The 16,542-nt window shown below is 71.7% G+C and carries 14 protein-coding genes; 5 read left to right on the top strand and 9 right to left on the bottom strand.

Translation table 11 applies throughout. The features are described 5' to 3' along the window. The first annotated feature begins 31 nt into the window (after positions 1-31). Positions 32-910: an MBL fold metallo-hydrolase gene (locus Q8A52_RS43235; RefSeq protein WP_316762777.1), complete on the top strand. Its 879-nt coding sequence runs from the start codon at positions 32-34 to the stop codon at positions 908-910. Here Q8A52_RS43235 and Q8A52_RS43230 read toward each other — a convergent pair. From Q8A52_RS43230 to Q8A52_RS43190, 9 genes are read right to left on the bottom strand one after another with little or no spacing between them, the layout of a single operon-like run. Beyond that, positions 849-1,655 (bottom strand): thioesterase II family protein, encoded by an 807-nt coding sequence (locus Q8A52_RS43230; protein WP_316762774.1) that lies wholly within the window; start codon positions 1,653-1,655, stop codon positions 849-851. The genes Q8A52_RS43235 and Q8A52_RS43230 overlap by 62 nt on opposite strands. Next, positions 1,652-2,758 carry an alpha/beta fold hydrolase gene (locus Q8A52_RS43225; protein WP_316762770.1) on the bottom strand — a complete coding sequence of 369 codons (1,107 nt, stop codon included), beginning with the start codon at positions 2,756-2,758 and terminating at the stop codon, positions 1,652-1,654. Before Q8A52_RS43225 ends, Q8A52_RS43230 begins: the two co-directional genes overlap by 4 nt. Beyond that, positions 2,755-3,006 (bottom strand): hypothetical protein, encoded by a 252-nt coding sequence (locus Q8A52_RS43220; protein WP_316762767.1) that lies wholly within the window; start codon positions 3,004-3,006, stop codon positions 2,755-2,757. The genes Q8A52_RS43225 and Q8A52_RS43220 overlap by 4 nt, the downstream gene beginning before the upstream one ends. Continuing rightward, positions 3,003-3,242 (bottom strand): phosphopantetheine-binding protein, encoded by a 240-nt coding sequence (locus tag Q8A52_RS43215; RefSeq protein ID WP_316762765.1) that lies wholly within the window; start codon positions 3,240-3,242, stop codon positions 3,003-3,005. The genes Q8A52_RS43220 and Q8A52_RS43215 overlap by 4 nt, the downstream gene beginning before the upstream one ends. Then, complete coding sequence (locus Q8A52_RS43210) at positions 3,239-5,173, bottom strand: HAD-IIIC family phosphatase (RefSeq protein WP_316762762.1); 1,935 nt, start codon at positions 5,171-5,173, stop codon at positions 3,239-3,241. Before Q8A52_RS43210 ends, Q8A52_RS43215 begins: the two co-directional genes overlap by 4 nt. Then, complete coding sequence (locus Q8A52_RS43205) at positions 5,170-6,192, bottom strand: 3-oxoacyl-ACP synthase III family protein (RefSeq protein ID WP_316762758.1); 1,023 nt, start codon at positions 6,190-6,192, stop codon at positions 5,170-5,172. The genes Q8A52_RS43210 and Q8A52_RS43205 overlap by 4 nt, the downstream gene beginning before the upstream one ends. Next, positions 6,192-9,236, bottom strand: coding sequence for a type I polyketide synthase (locus Q8A52_RS43200; RefSeq protein ID WP_316762757.1), 3,045 nt, complete (start codon positions 9,234-9,236; stop codon positions 6,192-6,194). Before Q8A52_RS43200 ends, Q8A52_RS43205 begins: the two co-directional genes overlap by 1 nt. Beyond that, entirely contained in the window at positions 9,233-9,565 is a 333-nt protein-coding gene (locus Q8A52_RS43195; protein WP_316762754.1) for an acyl carrier protein, read from the bottom strand. The genes Q8A52_RS43200 and Q8A52_RS43195 overlap by 4 nt, the downstream gene beginning before the upstream one ends. Positions 9,566-9,600: 35 nt before the next feature. Then, on the bottom strand, positions 9,601-11,370 hold the full coding sequence (locus Q8A52_RS43190) for a fatty acyl-AMP ligase (RefSeq protein WP_316762751.1): 1,770 nt from the start codon (positions 11,368-11,370) through the stop codon (positions 9,601-9,603). 443 nt (positions 11,371-11,813) lie between these two features. On the opposite strand from Q8A52_RS43190, the gene Q8A52_RS43185 reads away from it, so the two are divergent. From Q8A52_RS43185 to Q8A52_RS43170, 4 genes are all read left to right on the top strand, one after another. Then, positions 11,814-12,470, top strand: a complete 657-nt coding sequence (locus tag Q8A52_RS43185; RefSeq protein ID WP_316762748.1) for a 4'-phosphopantetheinyl transferase family protein — start codon at positions 11,814-11,816, stop codon at positions 12,468-12,470. Between the two features lie 289 nt (positions 12,471-12,759). After that, positions 12,760-14,367 (top strand): DHA2 family efflux MFS transporter permease subunit, encoded by a 1,608-nt coding sequence (locus tag Q8A52_RS43180; RefSeq protein WP_316762745.1) that lies wholly within the window; start codon positions 12,760-12,762, stop codon positions 14,365-14,367. A gap of 5 nt (positions 14,368-14,372) precedes the next feature. After that, complete coding sequence (locus Q8A52_RS43175) at positions 14,373-15,059, top strand: TetR/AcrR family transcriptional regulator (RefSeq protein WP_316762742.1); 687 nt, start codon at positions 14,373-14,375, stop codon at positions 15,057-15,059. Beyond that, entirely contained in the window at positions 15,056-16,270 is a 1,215-nt protein-coding gene (locus tag Q8A52_RS43170; RefSeq protein ID WP_316762739.1) for an alpha/beta hydrolase family protein, read from the top strand. The genes Q8A52_RS43175 and Q8A52_RS43170 overlap by 4 nt, the downstream gene beginning before the upstream one ends. Positions 16,271-16,542 lie beyond the last annotated feature (272 nt).

The raw sequence follows: 16,542 nt of genomic DNA, 5'->3' as shown, positions 1-16,542 counted from the left end.
GGGCAACCCGCCCACCGACCAAGGGAGTTCCATGCCGACGATCGACATCCTCCTGCCCGGCTTCGCCATCGACACCGACCAGGGCTATCCCGCCTTCTGCGGGGTGTTCCTGGTACGCGGCCCGGACGCCGCCGGACGGCACCGGAACATCCTCGTCGACGCCGCCCACGTCGGCCGCCGCCCCTTCCTGGGGAACGCGCTCGCCGCACACGGCCTCGACGCCGAGGACATCGACACCGTCGTCCTCACCCACGCCCACTGGGACCACGTCCAGAACATCGACCTGTTCCCGCAGGCCACCCTCGTCCTCCACCCCGACGAGCGCCGGTACGCGCACACCCCGCACGCCAACGACTGGGCCACGCCCGCCTGGACGGGGCTGCTCCTCGAACAACTCCCCGTCCGCGAGGTCACGGACGGGGAGGAGATCATCCCGGGCGTGGACGTCATCGGCTTGCCCGGCCACTCGCCCGGCAGCATCGGCGTGGTCGTGCAGACCGAGCGGGGGCGCGCCACCATCACCGGCGACGCCCTGCACTTCGCGTACGTCGCCCTCACCAAACGCAACCCCCTGGTCTTCTGGGACGCCGACCAGGCCGCCCGCAGCATCGAACGGGTCCTTACTGTGTCCGACGTGGTCTACCCGGGCCACGACCGGCCGTTCCGGCTCACTTCGGACGCCGGCATCGACTACCTGGAACCCTTCGCGCTCACCCTGACCGGACTGCGCCCCGACACCGTTGGACTCCGCTTCGCCGACGCCTCGTCACGCCCGCTGTGGGTCATGCCGGGCGTCCAGGAGCAGCCCAAGCTGTACGAGAAGAACGCCCACGAGATCCAACGACGCATTAACCGGGTGCCGAAGGTGGTGCGCCCAGTTCCGCGAGAAGCCGGGCCAGCGAAGGGCTGAGCCGGTCGAAGAACGGATCGGGTGCCTGGCGCGGAAAGAAATGACCGCCAGGGACGGTGGTCATGCGGAAGCTGTTCACGTACCTCCCCCAGGCCCGCACCGCGCCCGGGGTGACGAGCGGGTCGTCGACGCCCGCGAAAGCCTCGACGTGGAGCGGCAGCCGGGCCCGTTCGTCGTCCGGGTCCGGCAGTCCCGCCCGGTGGTGGGTCGCGCAGACCCGCAGGTCGTCGCGGAGGATGGGCAGCAGCACCCGCAGCCAATCGTCCCGTCCGAGGAACCGCGGACTCAGACCGCCGAAGTCCACCAGGAGACGGGCCAGTTCGTGGTCGTCGTACCGGTCGGGCGGCGGCAGCGACGGCGACACATACGGCGCCGCGTACGCCCCGAGGAACAGGGCCTCGGGACGGCGGCCGCCCTCGCGCAGCCGGGCCGCCGTCAGCGCGAAGGCCACCATCGCGCCCATGCTGTGGCCGTAGGCGGCCCAGGGCCCCTCGTCGAGCCGAGGCGCGAGATCGCGCCCGAGGGCCTCGACGACCTCACCCGCATCCTGGAAGCGGGGCTCGCGGTAGCGCGCCTCGCGGCCCGGCAACTGCACCGGCAGGACGTCGACGTCGAACGGAAGGCGACCGGGCCACGAGCTGAAGAACGAGGCGCCGCCGCCCGCGTGGTGGAAGCAGAACAGCCTGAGCCGGGCGCCCTCGCGGGGCGCCCGGCCGAGGCAGGACGCCGGAGCCGTAGTGGTCATGCAGGGGCTCCGGGCAATGTACGGGCGAGGCGGCGGCGTGCGCGCAGGACCCGGGCCCGGGCCGAGGCGGCCCGGCGGACGCCACTCGCCGTGCCGGCCAAGCGCAGCGCCTGCGACAGCAGCCACAGCCGGGTCTCGGCAGCCTGGTCGGGCCGGCCGCCGAGGGCGTCGTTCTCGACCAGGCGCAGGTGCGGCACGGTCTGCTCCAGCAACCGGACGTCGGACGGCGGCGCGACCTCGTCGTCGCGGCTCGCCGCGTACGCGACCGAGGTGCGCAGTCGGGTCAGCCGCTCCTCGTCGACGCCCCAGTCGGCGAGGGCGGCCGGGAGCCGGTCCACCGGCGTCCGCATCACATGGGACAGGGTCAGCGTCATCAGGCGGGGCAGCGGTGTGCGGTGCGCGGCGCGGGTGAAGAAGTCGCGCACCGGGGCCCCGGCGGTCGCCAGTCCCCGGATGCGATCGTCCTCCAGCGCGTGTCGCAGGGCGAGATGCCCGCCGAAGCTCAGGCCCACGACACAGGTACGGGAGGCGTCGGCGGCACGGCCGAGCAGGTCGAGGAGATACATGAGCATGCGCGTGCTGTCCGATCCGTAAGTGAGGGTGTTCTCGCCGACGCCTGGCAGTTCCGTGACCACGACGGCCGCGCCGAGCCGGTCGGCTCCGGCCAGCACCGGGGCCCACTGCTCCTTCGTACTGGTGACGCCGCCCAGAACGAGGATGAGCGGGAGACTGCTGCGCTGGGACAGCCCGGCGGCCCAGCAGGCGAAGCCCGCCCCGTCGAAGGGCAGATCGAGCCGGGAGATGCCGCGGACGCGTTTGCGCCAGCGGTCGAAGGCCTCCACACCGGCATTCTGTGCCGCCTGCCGGCTCGGCCCATCGACGTACGGGAAGCGGGCCATCGTGTAGTAGCGAACCGCGTCCAGATCGCGGCCGTGTGCCTCGGCCGCCTTCGCGAGCGACGACCACTCGTGGGTCCAGACGCCGGGGCCGCCCTTGGCGTCCTCATTGAGGTTCCGCATCACCCGGTGGACGACATCTCCGGGGATGCCCTGGGCGTACGCGTGGGGAAGGGCGAACCTACGCAACTCGGCTACGGGGATCACCGGGCCGTTCCTTTCTCTTCGGGGACACGTGCCTCTTCCGGGACACGCGCCGGGACCTCGGACGCGCCGCCGGTCCCCGGCCCGTTCCCACCGCCGATGACGAGGCGGGCGAGGCCGGCCCGCATCCGCCTGCCGAAGCCGGGGGACAGGACGAGGTCCAGCTGGGTGTCGAGGAACAGGGCGCGGAAGTGCAGGCAGGCCTCGGATTCGGCGGATACGAGTGCGGGATCGACCTGGGGCGTGGTCACCGGCCCGCCACCACTTCGTACATCTGCCGGAAGGTCCTCGTCTCCAGCATGTCGACCACTGGGATGCGTCGGCCGACGAGGTTCTCCACGACGGTCACCAACCGCAGCAGCAGCACCGAGTCCCAGTCGGGGAAGTCGTCCAGGGGGCGGTCGAGGTCCTCGGCCCGGACCTGCAGGCCGAGGACCTCCTCCAGGAGAGTGCGGAACTCTTCGGTGTCGGCGAGGGCAGTGGTCATGCGGAGTCTCCGTCGGACGGCCCGAACGCGGCTTGCAGCCGCAGATGGGCGGGGGCAGGGGTGATGTCGCCGAGGTCGTGCCGCAGGGTGACGGCGTCGGGATGGTCCGGATCGGTGTCGGTGACGGCGAAGCCGTGCTCGGCGTAGAAGGAGGCGAACGCGGAGTTGCGGGGCGTGGGCCGATAGCGGCCCGTCACGGCCCCCGCGCCGGTGTCACGGGCGAACTCCAGCACCGCCGTCACGCAGGCGCTCTCGATGCCCCGGGAGAACACCCGGCAGCTGAGGACGAAGTTGTCGATGCGCAGCACCCCTGCGTCGCGCCGCAGGAACAGGGCGCCGACCAGGCCGTGGTCGCCGAACCGATCGCGCGCCCACACCGCGATCACGTGCAGCCCCGGGCGCTCCATCCGCGCCGACACCTGCGGGACCTGCAGGCGTTCGGTGGCCAGGTGGAACTGATTGGTGCGCAGCGTGAGCTGGGAGACCCGGGCGATCTCCGACTCCTCCGGCGGCCGCAGGAGGACCTCCAGCCCGAGTCCTTCGAGATAGTCCTGGTAGGAACCGAAGTCCTCGCGGAATTCCTGCCGTAGGGCCTCGGTGCGGTAACGGCCGGCCCGTTCCAGGTCGGCCTCGGTGAGCTCGAACAGGTCGAACCAGCCGTCGGCCAGCAGCGCCGAGGGGTGCAGGGCGGGCTCCTCGTCGACCCGGACGACGGCGACCTCGGGCAGCTGCTCGGCGACCAGCCCGCACTCGAAGAGGCTGTCGTCGACGAAGACGAAGCTGTCCAGGCCGAGCCCGAGCCGGTCGGCGATGTCGCGGAGATTGTCGTGCTTCGCCTTCCAGTTGGCGTTGACGCGGACGAAGTCGTCCTCGCGCAGCACCATGGCCGGATGCGCGCGAAGTATCTCGCGCACCGCGTCGGTGTCGTTCTTGCTGCTGACGGCCAGCAGCACGCCCTGCGCGCCGAGTTGCCCGAGCACCCGCTGGAACTCCTGGAAGGCCTCACCCCGCAGGCCGGAGCCGAGGTCGATGCCGCCGGGCCCGTCCTCGCCGAGCACCCCTCCCCACAGCGTGCCGTCCAGGTCCAGCACCAGACACTTGCGGGTGCGGCCCAGGCGCGCGCGGACGACGTGGGCGGCCTCCCGGGCGTAGGCGGAGAACAGCGCGTCGGACAGCCGGGCGCGGGCGTACTGCGCGGTGCGTGGATCGCACGCGGGAACGCCCTCGGCCACCAGCGGATCGAGGTCCACGATGACCACCCCGGGGTGCTGCTCGGCGAGGGACAGCAGACCGAGGTTGAAGTCCCGCCACACCGCGCCGAGCCGGGCGCGGGAGCGCAGGTCGACCAGCTGGTGGGTGTAACGGCGGTGCAGAGGCACGGTGTTGAGGACGAGCAGGCCACGCCCGGCCTTCTGGTGGGTGCGCACGGCGCCGGCGACGAGCGAGAGCCGGGCCCGTGCCGCTGCCTCGACGTCTTCGACCCGCCAGGGCACGGTGACGTCGTCGAAGACCGTGTGCGCGTCGAGCAGACACAGCGTGAGTTGCGGCTGCTCCTCTCCGGCCGCCGCGGGCCGCATCAGGTCCTGCAAATAAGAACCGTACGGTGCGACTTTCGCCTCCAACAGCATCCCGTGCCGGGCCAGTTCGGCGGTGAGGGGGGCCACAAGGGGGGCTACCGTGGAGTGGCCCGTGACGGCGACCGTGACCACGGGCACGTCGGCGTGGCGGCATACCTCCTTCGCATCGAGCCGGGCCAGCAGCTGGCCCGCGGCCGGCAGGTCGGTCGCGGGCATGCGTGCCAGCAGGGCCCGTACCCGTCCGTACTCCGTGGCGAGCGTGCCCGCCCGATGCAGGGCGCGCAGGGTGCCGAGAGCCTGGGGGTCGTGCCAGGTGCCGGAGGCGCCGACGGTGCGGTTCCCGGTCTCGGTCATGAACGCTCCAGGGCGATACCCGACTTGATCCACTTGCTGGACTCGATGGCGACCGCGGCCGCGCGCCCGGGGCCGTCCCACTGCCGCAGCAGCTCGGCGAGCTGGAGGAACGGCAGGGCGTTGCCGTTGTTCCCGACGGTGCGCACCACGTTGATACGCCGGGCTTCCGGGGCGGGCATGCCCGCGGAGATGCGGTCGCTCATCCGGCCGGAGAGCTGTGGGGGCAGCAGGAAGTCCACTGCGCCGGCGCTCCAGCCGAGGTCGTCCAGGAGCTCCCAGAACATCTGCCCGGCCATGACCGGCACCGCCTCCTCGATCGCCTTGTAGTCCTCGAAGACAGCCGTGCGGTCGCTGTGCCGGTCGCCGAGCCCGAACCAGTCGATGACCTGGCCGGGCTCCCGGCCCAGGCCCACCAGCCGGTTGAGCACCTGCCGGATCTCGATGCCCTGGCCCCTGGCCTCGGTGCTGAGCACGGCCGCGCCGGCCCCGTCGCCGAAGAGCACGTAGTTGACGAGTTCGGCGGAGGTACGGCTGCCAGGGTCGAAGTCCGTCTGAAGATGCTTGGCACACACGTCACCGCCGATCACCAGCGCGGTGGTGCAGCGTCCGGCCAGCAGCAGGGTGCGGGCCACGTCCAGGGCCTGTACGGCACCGGCGCAACCGGACTGGAGCTGGTACGTGGGGACGTTGTCGACGCCGAGCCGGTCCGCGACCAGGTTCACCGTGGCGGGCATCAGATGGTCCGGGGTGGCCGTGCCCAGTACGACGCAGTCGACGTCACCCGGCTCCAGGCCAGCCTCCGCCAGCGCCCGGTCGGCCGCGGTCGTCGCGATGTCGGCCAGGCTGTGCCGTATCTGGCCGGTCGCCAGGTCGACGGCGAAGTACCGGCTGATGTTGCCGGTGAACATCTCGGCCCATGTCTCGTCGACGCCGACGAGTTTGGCCAGGGTCGCGTTGTCCACCGGGTCCCCGGGCAGGCAGGTGCCGACCGAGGCCAGGTACGCGGTGGGAGGTGCCATCAACGTGTTCCTTCCATAGTCATGGGAAGGGGGGTGGCGGAGCCGTGGGGGAGTTGGCTGCGCAGGTACGCGACCAGGTCGGCCACCGTGCGCAGGCTGGCGAGCAGGTCCTCGATCGGGAGCGACCCGAGCTGCGGCAGTGCGTCCTCGATTCGGGTCTTCAGCTCCATGACCCGGATCGAGTCGAAGCCCAGATCCTCGTGGAGCCGGTCGTGGTCGTGCACGTGCTGCGGGTCGTGCCCGCCGACCCGGCACACCAGACGGCGTGTCAGCACGGTGAGGGAGTCGGGCAGGTCCCCCGCCGGGGCCGGCGGGCATGATTCCCCGCGGTCCGCGCCACTCGGTACCGCGGCCTTGTCCGCGCCAGGGGGGACGGATGGCGTGGACGGTTCCGGAAGTCCGGGGGCGGCACCGGAGCGCCAGGACCGGAACGACTCGTCGAACAGGTACGGCGGCAGTCGGCGCGGCACCCGGTCCGCCGCGTCGTACAGCAGGTCCCAGTCCGGCGTGAGACCGGCGCACCACAGCTCCCCGAACAGCTGCTGGGGGCGGTGTCCGGGAGCGTGCTCTCCCGGGTGCGCGCTGTGCAGGCTCACGGCATGGTCCCTGTCCGCCCGCAACGTCGACAGCAGCGGGGTGAGCACCGCGCGCGGGCCGATCTCCACCACATGGGTGACGCCGGTGGCGAGGAGCGCGCCCGCGGCCTCGGCGAACCGGACCGGCTCGGTGATCTGCCGCGCCCAGTACACGGCGTCCATGGTCTCCTCGCCGCTCAACTCACGGCCGTACACCGTCGAGAACACCGGGAGCGCCGGCCGCCGGTCGGACACGTCCGCGCACTCCCGGCGGAACTCCTCGACCACGGGCCGCATCAGCGGCGAGTGGAAGGCATGCGAGACGGTGAGCCGCCGGACGGACACCTTGCGCTCGGCCAACTCCTTCTCCACCGCGGCCAGTTCGTCGAGGTCCCCGGCGATCACGGTGCTGCGCCGGCCGTTGACCGCGGCCACGCCCAGCCGCGCCCACCCCACCAGCAGCGGTTCCACCTCCGTGGCGCCCAGGCTCACCGAGAGCATCCCGCCGTCCTTGGGCAGCTTCTCCATCAGCGCCCCGCGCCGGGCGACCAGCCGCGCCGCGTCCGCCACGTCCAGCGCCCCGGCCGCGCACGCGGCGGCGAACTCGCCGATGCTGTGCCCGATCACGTACGACGGCCTGATCCCGGCCTCGGTCAGGGTGGCGGCCATCGCGTACCCCACGGCGAACAGCGCGGGCTGGGCCAGCCGCGCGCGCTGGACCTCCGCGTCTCCGTCGAGCACCTGGTCGCGCACGGACACTCCGGTGTGCGGGGCGAGCAGCGTGTCGATCTCCTCGAGGTGGCGCGCGTAGGCGGGGCACGACCGGTACCAGGACGCGGTCATACGAGGGTGCTGGGCGCCCTGCCCCGTGAAGGCGAACGCCACCGACGGCACCCCGCGCTGCCCGCCGTCCACCCGCGCGGTCCCCTCGGCGCGCTCCGCGGCCTTCCGCAGCCCGGCGACCAGCGTGGGCAGATCGCCCGCTGCCACGGCCGCGCGGTGCGGCAGCCGGGACTTGACGCGGTTGCTGGTCCAGCACAGCTGCGCCAGCTGGCTCCCGGGACGGCGGGACAGGGCGTCGGCCTGCGCCAGCAGATTCGCGCGCAGCCGCTCCGGGGTGCGGGCGGAGAGGGTGAACACGCCCGGTGCCGCGTGCTGGCTGTGGTGGACCGCGCGGGGCGCGGAGCCCAGCACCGCGTGCGCGTTGCTGCCGCCCATGCCGAAACTGCTCACCGCGGCGTGCACGGTGCCGGACGGCAGCTTGAGCGGCGACCTCAGCAGGGACAGCCGGCGCCCGGACAGATCCAGTTTCGGGTTCTCGTCGTCGGCGAACCGACTCGGCGGCACCGTGCGGTGGTGCAGTGCGAGGACGGCCTTGATGAGCCCGGCGATCCCGGCCGCGCCCTCCGCGTGCCCGAAATTGCTCTTGACCGAGCCCAGCGCGACGCTTCCGCCGCCGCGGCCACTGGTCAGCTCGCCGAGCGCCTGGGCCTCGATGAAGTCGCCCAGCAGCGTCCCGGTGCCGTGCGCCTCCACGAAGCGGATGTCATCGGCGGTGACGCCGGCCCGCCGCCACACGGACTCGATCAGCCGCTGCTGCGCCCAGCGGTTGGGCGCCGTGATGCCGTTGCTGCGCCCGTCCTGGTTGATCCCGGTCTCCTTCAGCACGGCGTACACCGGCTGACGGTCCGCCAGAGCGTCGCTCAGTCTGCGCAGTACCAGCACCGCCACGCCCTCGGCCCGTCCGATCCCGTCGGCGGAGGCGCTGAACGGCTTGCAGCGGCCGTCCGGTGCCGAGAGGCCGGCCTGGGCGTAGAAGATGTTGATGACCGGCGTCATGATCAGGTTGGTACCGGCCGCGAGGGCGTGGTCGCACTCTTTGGCGCGCAGCGCGTTCACCGCGAGGTGGACGGCGACGAGCGAGGAGGAGCAGGCCGTGTCCACCGCCAGGCTGGGGCCCTTGAGGTCGAGGTGGTACGAGACGCGGTTCGCGCCCATGAAGTAGCCGTTGCCCGAGCCGTGACGAGCGGTGATCCGGTCGTAGTCAGCGAGTTGCAGGAACGCCCACTCGTTGGCCATCACGCCGACGAACACGCCGGTCTCGGTGCCGGCTAGGTCCTGCGGAGCGAGCGCGGCGTCCTCGATGGCCCGCCACGAGCACTGCAGCAGCAGCCGTTGCTGCGGGTCCATGGCGGTGGCCTCGCGCGGGGCGATCCCGAAGAAGCCGGGGTCGAAGGCATCGGGGTCGGCGATGAAGCCGCCGCGCACCGAGTTGCTGCGGCCCCGCGGCCGGGCCTCGCGGGCGCTCTGCGGGGCGGCGTAGTAGCGGTCGGCGTCCCAGCGCTGTTCGGGCACGCGGTCCGTGCCGTCGCGTCCGTCCATGAGGAGCGACCAGTACTCCTGGGCGTTGCGGGCGCCGGGGAAGCGGCAGTCGAGGCCGACGACCGCGATGGGTTCGCGTTCGGTCATGAGGGCTCCTCGTCGTGCTTCGTCTTGTCGGCCAGGCGCTCGGCGAGGTGACCGGTGATCGCGTGGACGGTCGGGAAGTCGTACGCGATGGTGGGGGCGACCGCGATCCGGTAGCGCTGTTCGATCTCGCCGCAGATGCTGATGGCCGCGACCGAGTCGATGCCGTAGTCGGCGAGCGGGGTGTCGGGGTCGATCTCGTCGCACGCCCGGTGCAGGTGGAAGGCCACCCGTTCGGTCAGCCACAGCTCGAGGTCGGGGGCGTTCCCATGCGGCAAGGGACGGTCCAGGCGTTGGGGGGTGGCGGTATGCGTGTCGGGGGCGATGCTCATGGCGTACTTCTTTCTCGGGATCTCGGACGCGGATCTCAGGGGCGGGGAGACACGGCGGCGGTGGGCGCGGGTGCCGCGTCCGTGGCGGGCAGCAGGGCGACGACCGCGGGTGCCAGGCGCTGGTGCAGCACGGGCAGGCCGCCGTCGAGGAAGAGCCGCCGCATGAGCGTGCGCTGCGTCTTGCCGCTGGTGGTCTTGCGGATCACCCCGGGCCGTACGAGCACCACGCTCACCGCGGGCAGCTGGAACTGGCGGCTGAGCAGCGCCTGCACGGAGGCGGCGAGGCGGGCCAGGGCCTCCTCGTCGCTGGTCGCCCAGGCCCTGAGCTCCTGCACCACGACCACGTGGGCGCGTTCGGACGCCTCGTCGGTGACGCTGAACACCGCGCCGCCGCCACGCCGGAACGCGTCCCCGGACTCCTGAACGGCCTGCTCGATGTCCTGCGGGTAGAGGTTGCGGCCGTGCTGGATGAGCATCTCCTTGATCCGCCCGGTGACATAGAGCTCCTCGTCGCGCAGCGCCCCGAGGTCGCCGGTGCGCAAGCAGCCGGCCCGGCCGTCCGCCGTCACCGCCCGGAAGGTCTCGGCGGTGAGCTCGCTCCGGTTCCAGTAGCCGGCGGCCACCGACGGTCCGCGCAGCCAGATTTCGCCGACCTGCCCGCCGGGCAGCACCCGCAGGGTCATCGGGTCCACGATCAGCACTTCGGTGTCCTTCGGGCGGCCGCAGCTGACCAGGGTGCGGCTCGGGCGGTCGGTGCGGGCGGGACGCAGCTCGTCCTGCTCCAGGGCCTGGGCGTCGACGGCGAGTTCCAGGTGCGGCGAGTCGGGGTCGTTGCCTGAGACCAGCAGCGTGTTCTCGGCCAGGCCGTAGCAGGGCAGTACGGCTTCGGCGCGCAGTCCGTTGCCGGCGAAGCGCCGGACGAAGGCGCGCAGGGTGTCAGCGCGCACGGGCTCGGCCCCGTTGAGCGCCACCCGCAGGCTGGACAGGTCCAGCCCCGCCGACTGCTCCTCGGAGACGCGCCGGACGCACAGCTCGTAGCCGAAGTTGGGCGAGGCGGTGCCCTCCACCCGGTAGTCGTGGATCATGCGTATCCAGCGCGCCGGCTGTTTGATGAACGAGATCGGTGACATCTGCACACTGGTGCCTCCCACCCATAGCGGCTGCAGCGTCATGCCGATGAGCCCCATGTCGTGGTAGAGCGGCAGCCAGCTGCCCGCCACGACACCCTGCGGCGTCTTCATGGCGGAACGGATGGCCTCCTGGTTGGCGGCGAGATTGGTGTGCGTGACCATCACGCCCTTGGGCTCGCTGGTGGAGCCGGAGCTGTACTGGAGGAAAGCCACGTCGGTGCCGCGTACCCGGGGCGGGGTCCACAGGTCGGGATCGGTGCCGTCGTCCTCGTCGGCGCCGGTTGACAGGCACACCACGTCCTGCTCCCCCGAGGCGGCCAGCCAGGCGCTGATGGCCTGCCGGTACTGGGGGAGGGTCAGGACCGCTCCCACCTTGGCGTCGCGCAGGATGCCGCTGACCCGGGCCAGCCGTTCGCCGGGCTCGTCGGGCAGTGGGGCCGGAATGGCCGTACGGCCGGCGTAGAAGCAGCCCAGGAAGGCTGTGACGAAGTCCAGGGTCGGCGGGTAGAGCAGCAGGACCGGGCGAGAAGGGTCGCCCTTGGACGCTTGGCGCAGCCGGGCGGCCACGACGCGGGCCCGCCGGTCCAGTTCGGCGTAACTGAGCTCCTCGGGCCTCATCCCCAGGCCGTCCTCGTGCAGGTACACGAAGGCGGCACGGTCGGGATGGCGTTCCACGCCGGCTCGTACGGCGTCCGTCAACGTTCGGGGGTCAGGCTGGTGAGGCACAGGCTGTCCTTTCCGCGGTTGGTACTGGTGCGGTGTGGAACCTTGGGGAGGCACCGCGTGCCACCGGTGACATCAGCCTTGAGGTGCCGTGAAAAGGAGACGTAAAGCGAAAATTGGTGCGCACGTCCCGGGTTTGGGGTCCTCGGGGCGGTCGTTGTCCGAGCGGATACAACGGTGGGTGCGCGAACTGGCACAGTCAGTGCTGGCACGCAGTGCCTACCGAGGTGACGAAGGAGACGGCGATGGTGGATTCGGACGCGGCATTCGAGGGGGCGGCCCCCGGGGGCTCGTTACCTGATGGGGGGCCGCTTCCCGGAGGTTCCCCAACTGACGGGAGACCGCTCCCTGTTGGCCCTCTGGCCGCGGTGGGTTGGCGCGCGGTCCATGAGGCCGTGCTGCGGCACGGATACGCGGTCTGCCACGGCCGGCTGGACGACTGGGGAAGCGGAGGGGAGATGGTGCCGGCCGTGCGTGAGGTGCTCGGCCCGGACTGGCCGCGCTACCGGACGGCGCGCGAACCCCTCGTACGGGCAAGGCTTCTGGGCTCCCGGTTGCTGCTGCGCCACGCGGTGGCCGTCGTGGCGGGCACCGCACCGGACCGGGTGGTCGTGGGCCGTGACGGCCACGGGCGCCCGGTCCTGCACCGGCCCGCCGGACTGGATGTGGGCATCAGCCACACAGCCGGGATGCTGGTGGTCGGGGTCGCCCGCGGCCGCCGGATCGGCGTGGACGTCGAGGCCTCGGACCGCCCCCTGCTGGCACCCGGACTCGCCGAGAGGTTCTGCCACCCGGAAGAACTGGCGGAACTGTGCGGGCTGCCGCCGGCCGAGCGGAACCTGAGGCTGGTACGCCTGTGGACACTGAAGGAGGCCTACACGAAGGCACTCGGCGTAGGCCTGGCGCACGACTTCTCCCGCCTGCGCCCCCGGCCCGAACCGCGGGACGGCGGCTGGCGGTTGGACGGAACGGCAGGAGGCTGGCACCTGCGCTGCGAACAAGTCGCGGGCCGCTTCGTGGTCACCAGCGCGCTGGGCCCGGAAGGCGGGTAGGCCGACTGCGCGCCGCACTGTACGACGGTCTTTCGTTAACGGTCCGGGATCGAAAGGCGGTGGCCGACTGTCAGGGCGCCCGCCCGCACGGCGGTTCTTCGGCCGCGCGCCGGGACCGGACGGCCCGTGACGGCTCGTGGAAGTGCGCCCCAGCGGGAGCCGGCAATCGAGTCAACGATGTTTCGATACACCGTTGACTCGATTGCCCGCCAGGTCTAGCGTCGACAAAACACGGCAGTAGAACGGCACTCGGCTCACGCACCCCTCTTCCTTTCGAGGAGCGGAATCCGTGACATCTCAGCCCCGCCTCAAGCTCGCCGAGCACACCCCGCAGACCGCGCACCCGCACCGGTGGCGCGTCCTCGCGGTCCTGCTGGTGAGCCTCCTCCTCGTCGTCCTGGACACGTCGATCCTGAACGTGGCCCTGAAGACACTCGCCGAGCCGGCACCCGTCGGCCTCGGGGCCAGGCAGAGCGAGCTGCAGTGGTCGATCGACTCCTACACCCTCGTCTTCGCCGCCCTGCTCTTCACCACTGGCGTCCTCGCCGACCGCTGCGGCCGCAAACGCACACTGCTCGCCGGACTCGTCGTCTTCGGCGGCTGTTCCCTGTGGTCCGCCTACGCCCACAGCGCCGACGAACTGATCATCGCCCGGGCCGGGCTGGGCGTCGGCGGCGCCCTCGTACTGCCCGCCACCCTCGCGATCATCATGGCCGTCTTCCCGCCCGCCGAACGCGCCAAGGCCATCGGCGTCTGGGCGGGCGCCGCCGGACTCGCCGTCGCGCTGGGGCCCATCACCGGCGGTGCCCTGCTCGAACGGTTCTGGTGGGGCTCGGTGTTCCTGATCAACCTGCCCATCGTCGTGATCGGCGCCGTCGCCACCCTGTTCGTCGTACCCGAGTCCCGCGATCCCGAGCGCACCGGCTTCGACCCCCTCGGCGTCGTCCTCTCCGTGGCCGGCCTGACCGTCCTGGTGTATGGCGTGATCAAGGGCGGCGAGTCGGACGACTGGGCGGACGCCACGGTCTGGGGGCCGATGCTCGGCGGCCTCGCCGTCCTGGCTCTCTTCACTCTCTGGGAACGCCGCAGCGCGCGCCCCGCGCTGGACCTCGCCCTCTTCCGGAACCGCCGCTTCTCCGCCGCCGTGACCGTGATCGGCCTGGTCTTCTTCGCCCTGCTCGGCGCCACCTTCTTCCTGGTCTTCTACCTGCAGAGCGTCCGTGGTTGGACCCCGCTGAAGGCCGGCTGCCTGCTGCTGCCCCTGGCCGTGGCCCAGTTGGCGTTCTCGCCGCCGGCCACGCTCGCCGCCAAGCGCGTGGGGGTCCGGCCGGTGTGTGCCGGCGGCATGTTGCTCGCCTCGCTCGCCTTCCTCGCCGTGGCCACCATTGACGAACACACCGAGGTCTGGGTCATCGAGTCCATCCTCTTCGTCATGGGCATCGGCATCGCCTGCGTCATGCCCCCCGCGACATCCGCCGCGATGTCCGCCGTAGCCCGGGACCGCGCGGGTACCGGAGCGGCGGTCAGCACCACCTTCCGGCAAGTGGGCGGCGCCCTCGGCGTCGCGGTCCTCGGCTCGGTGCTCTCCGTTGCCTACCGCTCCCGGGTCGAGGACCACCTGACGCCGCTGCCCGCCCCGGTCCGCGACACGGCGCGGGAGTCCGTCGCGGCCACCCTCACCGTCGCGGAGAAGCTGGGGGCGCCCGGCTCCGCGCTCGCGGCCCGCGCCGTCGACGCGTTCGTGTCCGCGATGCACCTCACGGCCCTCGTCGCCGCCGGCGTCACCGTCCTCGGCGCCCTCGTCTGCCTGCTGCTCCTGCCTTCCCGTACGGCAGCCGGGACGCCCGGCGCCGAAGAGCCGACCGCCAACAAAGAGGTCCACACCACGGAGGTCTGAACCGCATGCCGCCACACGTCGAACGTCCGGCGGCTGCCCAGGGACACACTCCCCGGGGCGGCCGCCAACGCGACCCCGCCGCCGACCGGGCGATCCTGGACAGCACGCTCGGCCTGCTCAGCGAGGGATGCAGCTTCGGCGACCTGTCCATGGACCTGGTCGCCCACCGCGCCGGCGTCGCCCGGGCCACCATCTACCGCCGCTGGCGCAACAAGGAGGAGCTGGTGCTGGCCGCGTTGAGCACCCTCGATCTCCCCGTGCCGCCGCTGGAAGGACTCGGCCTGCGGGACCAGCTGGTGGCCCTGGTGGACCAGCTGCGCCACCGCGGCCAGGACACCAACCTGCACCGCCTGATCGGCAGCCTGCTCGGCGAGGCCGTGCGCCGCCCGCAGCTGGTCGAGAGGTTCGAGGACACCGTCGTCGCCGCACGACGCGAAGCCATGCTGAGGGCGCTGCGGGACGGCGTCGCGAGCGGTGAGCTGCGCGCCGACCTCGACCTGAACGACGCGGTCGAACTGCTCACCGGTCCGATGGCCGCTCGGCTGATCCTTCGTCAACGCCCTGTGGAATCAGTGGCGTTCGCCGAGTCGATCGTCGACACGTTTCTGAACGGAACCCGCACCACCCGTGCCGGGACAGGCCCCGGCACGGCACCGGATCACCTCCCACCACCACAGGAGCCGCTGTCATGAAGTTCCTCTTCGACGACCCCGCCTTCGACTACCAGGCGCTGCGCACCGCCGGTTACGCCGATTACGGCGGTGCGCAGCTCGGCGAGGTCGTCGCAGTCGCCGCACACATCCCCGACGGCGACACCGAAGCCTGGCGGCACGCGTGGGCCACTCTCGCCGAACGCGTCCACCGGCTGGGCACCGCAGCCCGCGACGAGGGCCGCATCGTCGACGCGCGCTCCGCCCTGCTGCGGGCGCACAACTACTACCGGACCGCCGAGTTCTTCCAGCGCGAACAACCACGGGACCCGGAGGCCCTGCGACTGATGCGGCTGTCCCGGGAGACCTTCGCCAACGCGGCCGAACTCATGGACCGGCCGCCCGAGTTCGTCCGCATCCCCTACGAGGACACCTCACTGCCCGCCTACTTCTACCGGGCGGACGACTCGGGCGAGCCCAAGCCGACCATCATCCACCACGGCGGCCTCGACTCCACCGTCGAGGAGGGCTACTTCTTCGTGGCGGCGGCGGCCCTCGCCCGCGGGTACCACTGTCTGTGTTTCGAGGGGCCCGGGCAGGGGTCGGTCCTGCGCGAGCAGGGGCTGGTCTTCCGCCCCGACTGGGAGAAGGTGGTCACGCCGGTCGTGGACCACGCACTGTCCCTGCCCGGCGTGGACCCCGACCGTCTGACGCTGATGGGCACCAGCCTCGGCGGCCTGCTCGCGGTGCGGGCCGCGGCGTTCGAGCACCGGCTGGCCGGCTGCGTCGCCCATGACGCGGTCTGGCAGCTGGGCGACGTCGTGGGGCTGCCGCCGTTTGTCCTGGAGTGGGTCGAGCGGGGATGCGACGACTTCGCCGACCCGGTGATGTGGGGGATCGCCGCCCGGCAGACCTTCACCCGCTGGCTGCTGCGGCAGACGCTGTGGACCTTCGGCGCCGACACCCCGTCCCAACTGCTGCGCATGCTGACCGCGTTCGGTCTGTCGGAGGTGATCGGCCAAGTGCGCAGCCCCGTGCTCGTCCTCGACGCGGAGGAGGACTTGTTCTTCGCCGGTCTGGAGCACGCGAAGAAGGTGTACACAGGGCTCAACTCGCCCAAGACGCTGCATGTGTTCACGGCCGACGAGGGGGGTGGGGCGCACTGCCACTCGGGTGCGATGCGGCTGTTCCACGAGCGGCTCTTCTCCTGGCTGCTGGAGACACTCGGGGTGGACCGGCCGGCGGCGGCCTGACAGGCGGCCGCCCGACCGGCTGCGCAGACGCAAGCATGCTCTCGGCCCGGACAGCCCGGCCCGCTCACCGGCGGGCCGGGCTCTTGGCTGAATGTCGTTCGGCCACCCGGTAGGCGGCGGTGGATATTTCTCCGGCCGCCCGTATCCGGGCCTTCAGATTGTCATTCTCCTTAATGGCTGTGTAACGGAACGCACTGGCAACATGCAACGACCTCGCATATGCTGCACGGCATAGCAGTAAACTGCTGTCCATATGGGGCCCCATGCCTGGG

Origin of the sequence: Streptomyces herbicida (genome assembly GCF_032656585.1) — a bacterium.
GTDB lineage: Bacteria > Actinomycetota > Actinomycetes > Streptomycetales > Streptomycetaceae > Streptomyces > Streptomyces herbicida.
This window is presented reverse-complemented; position numbering and strand designations above follow the sequence as displayed.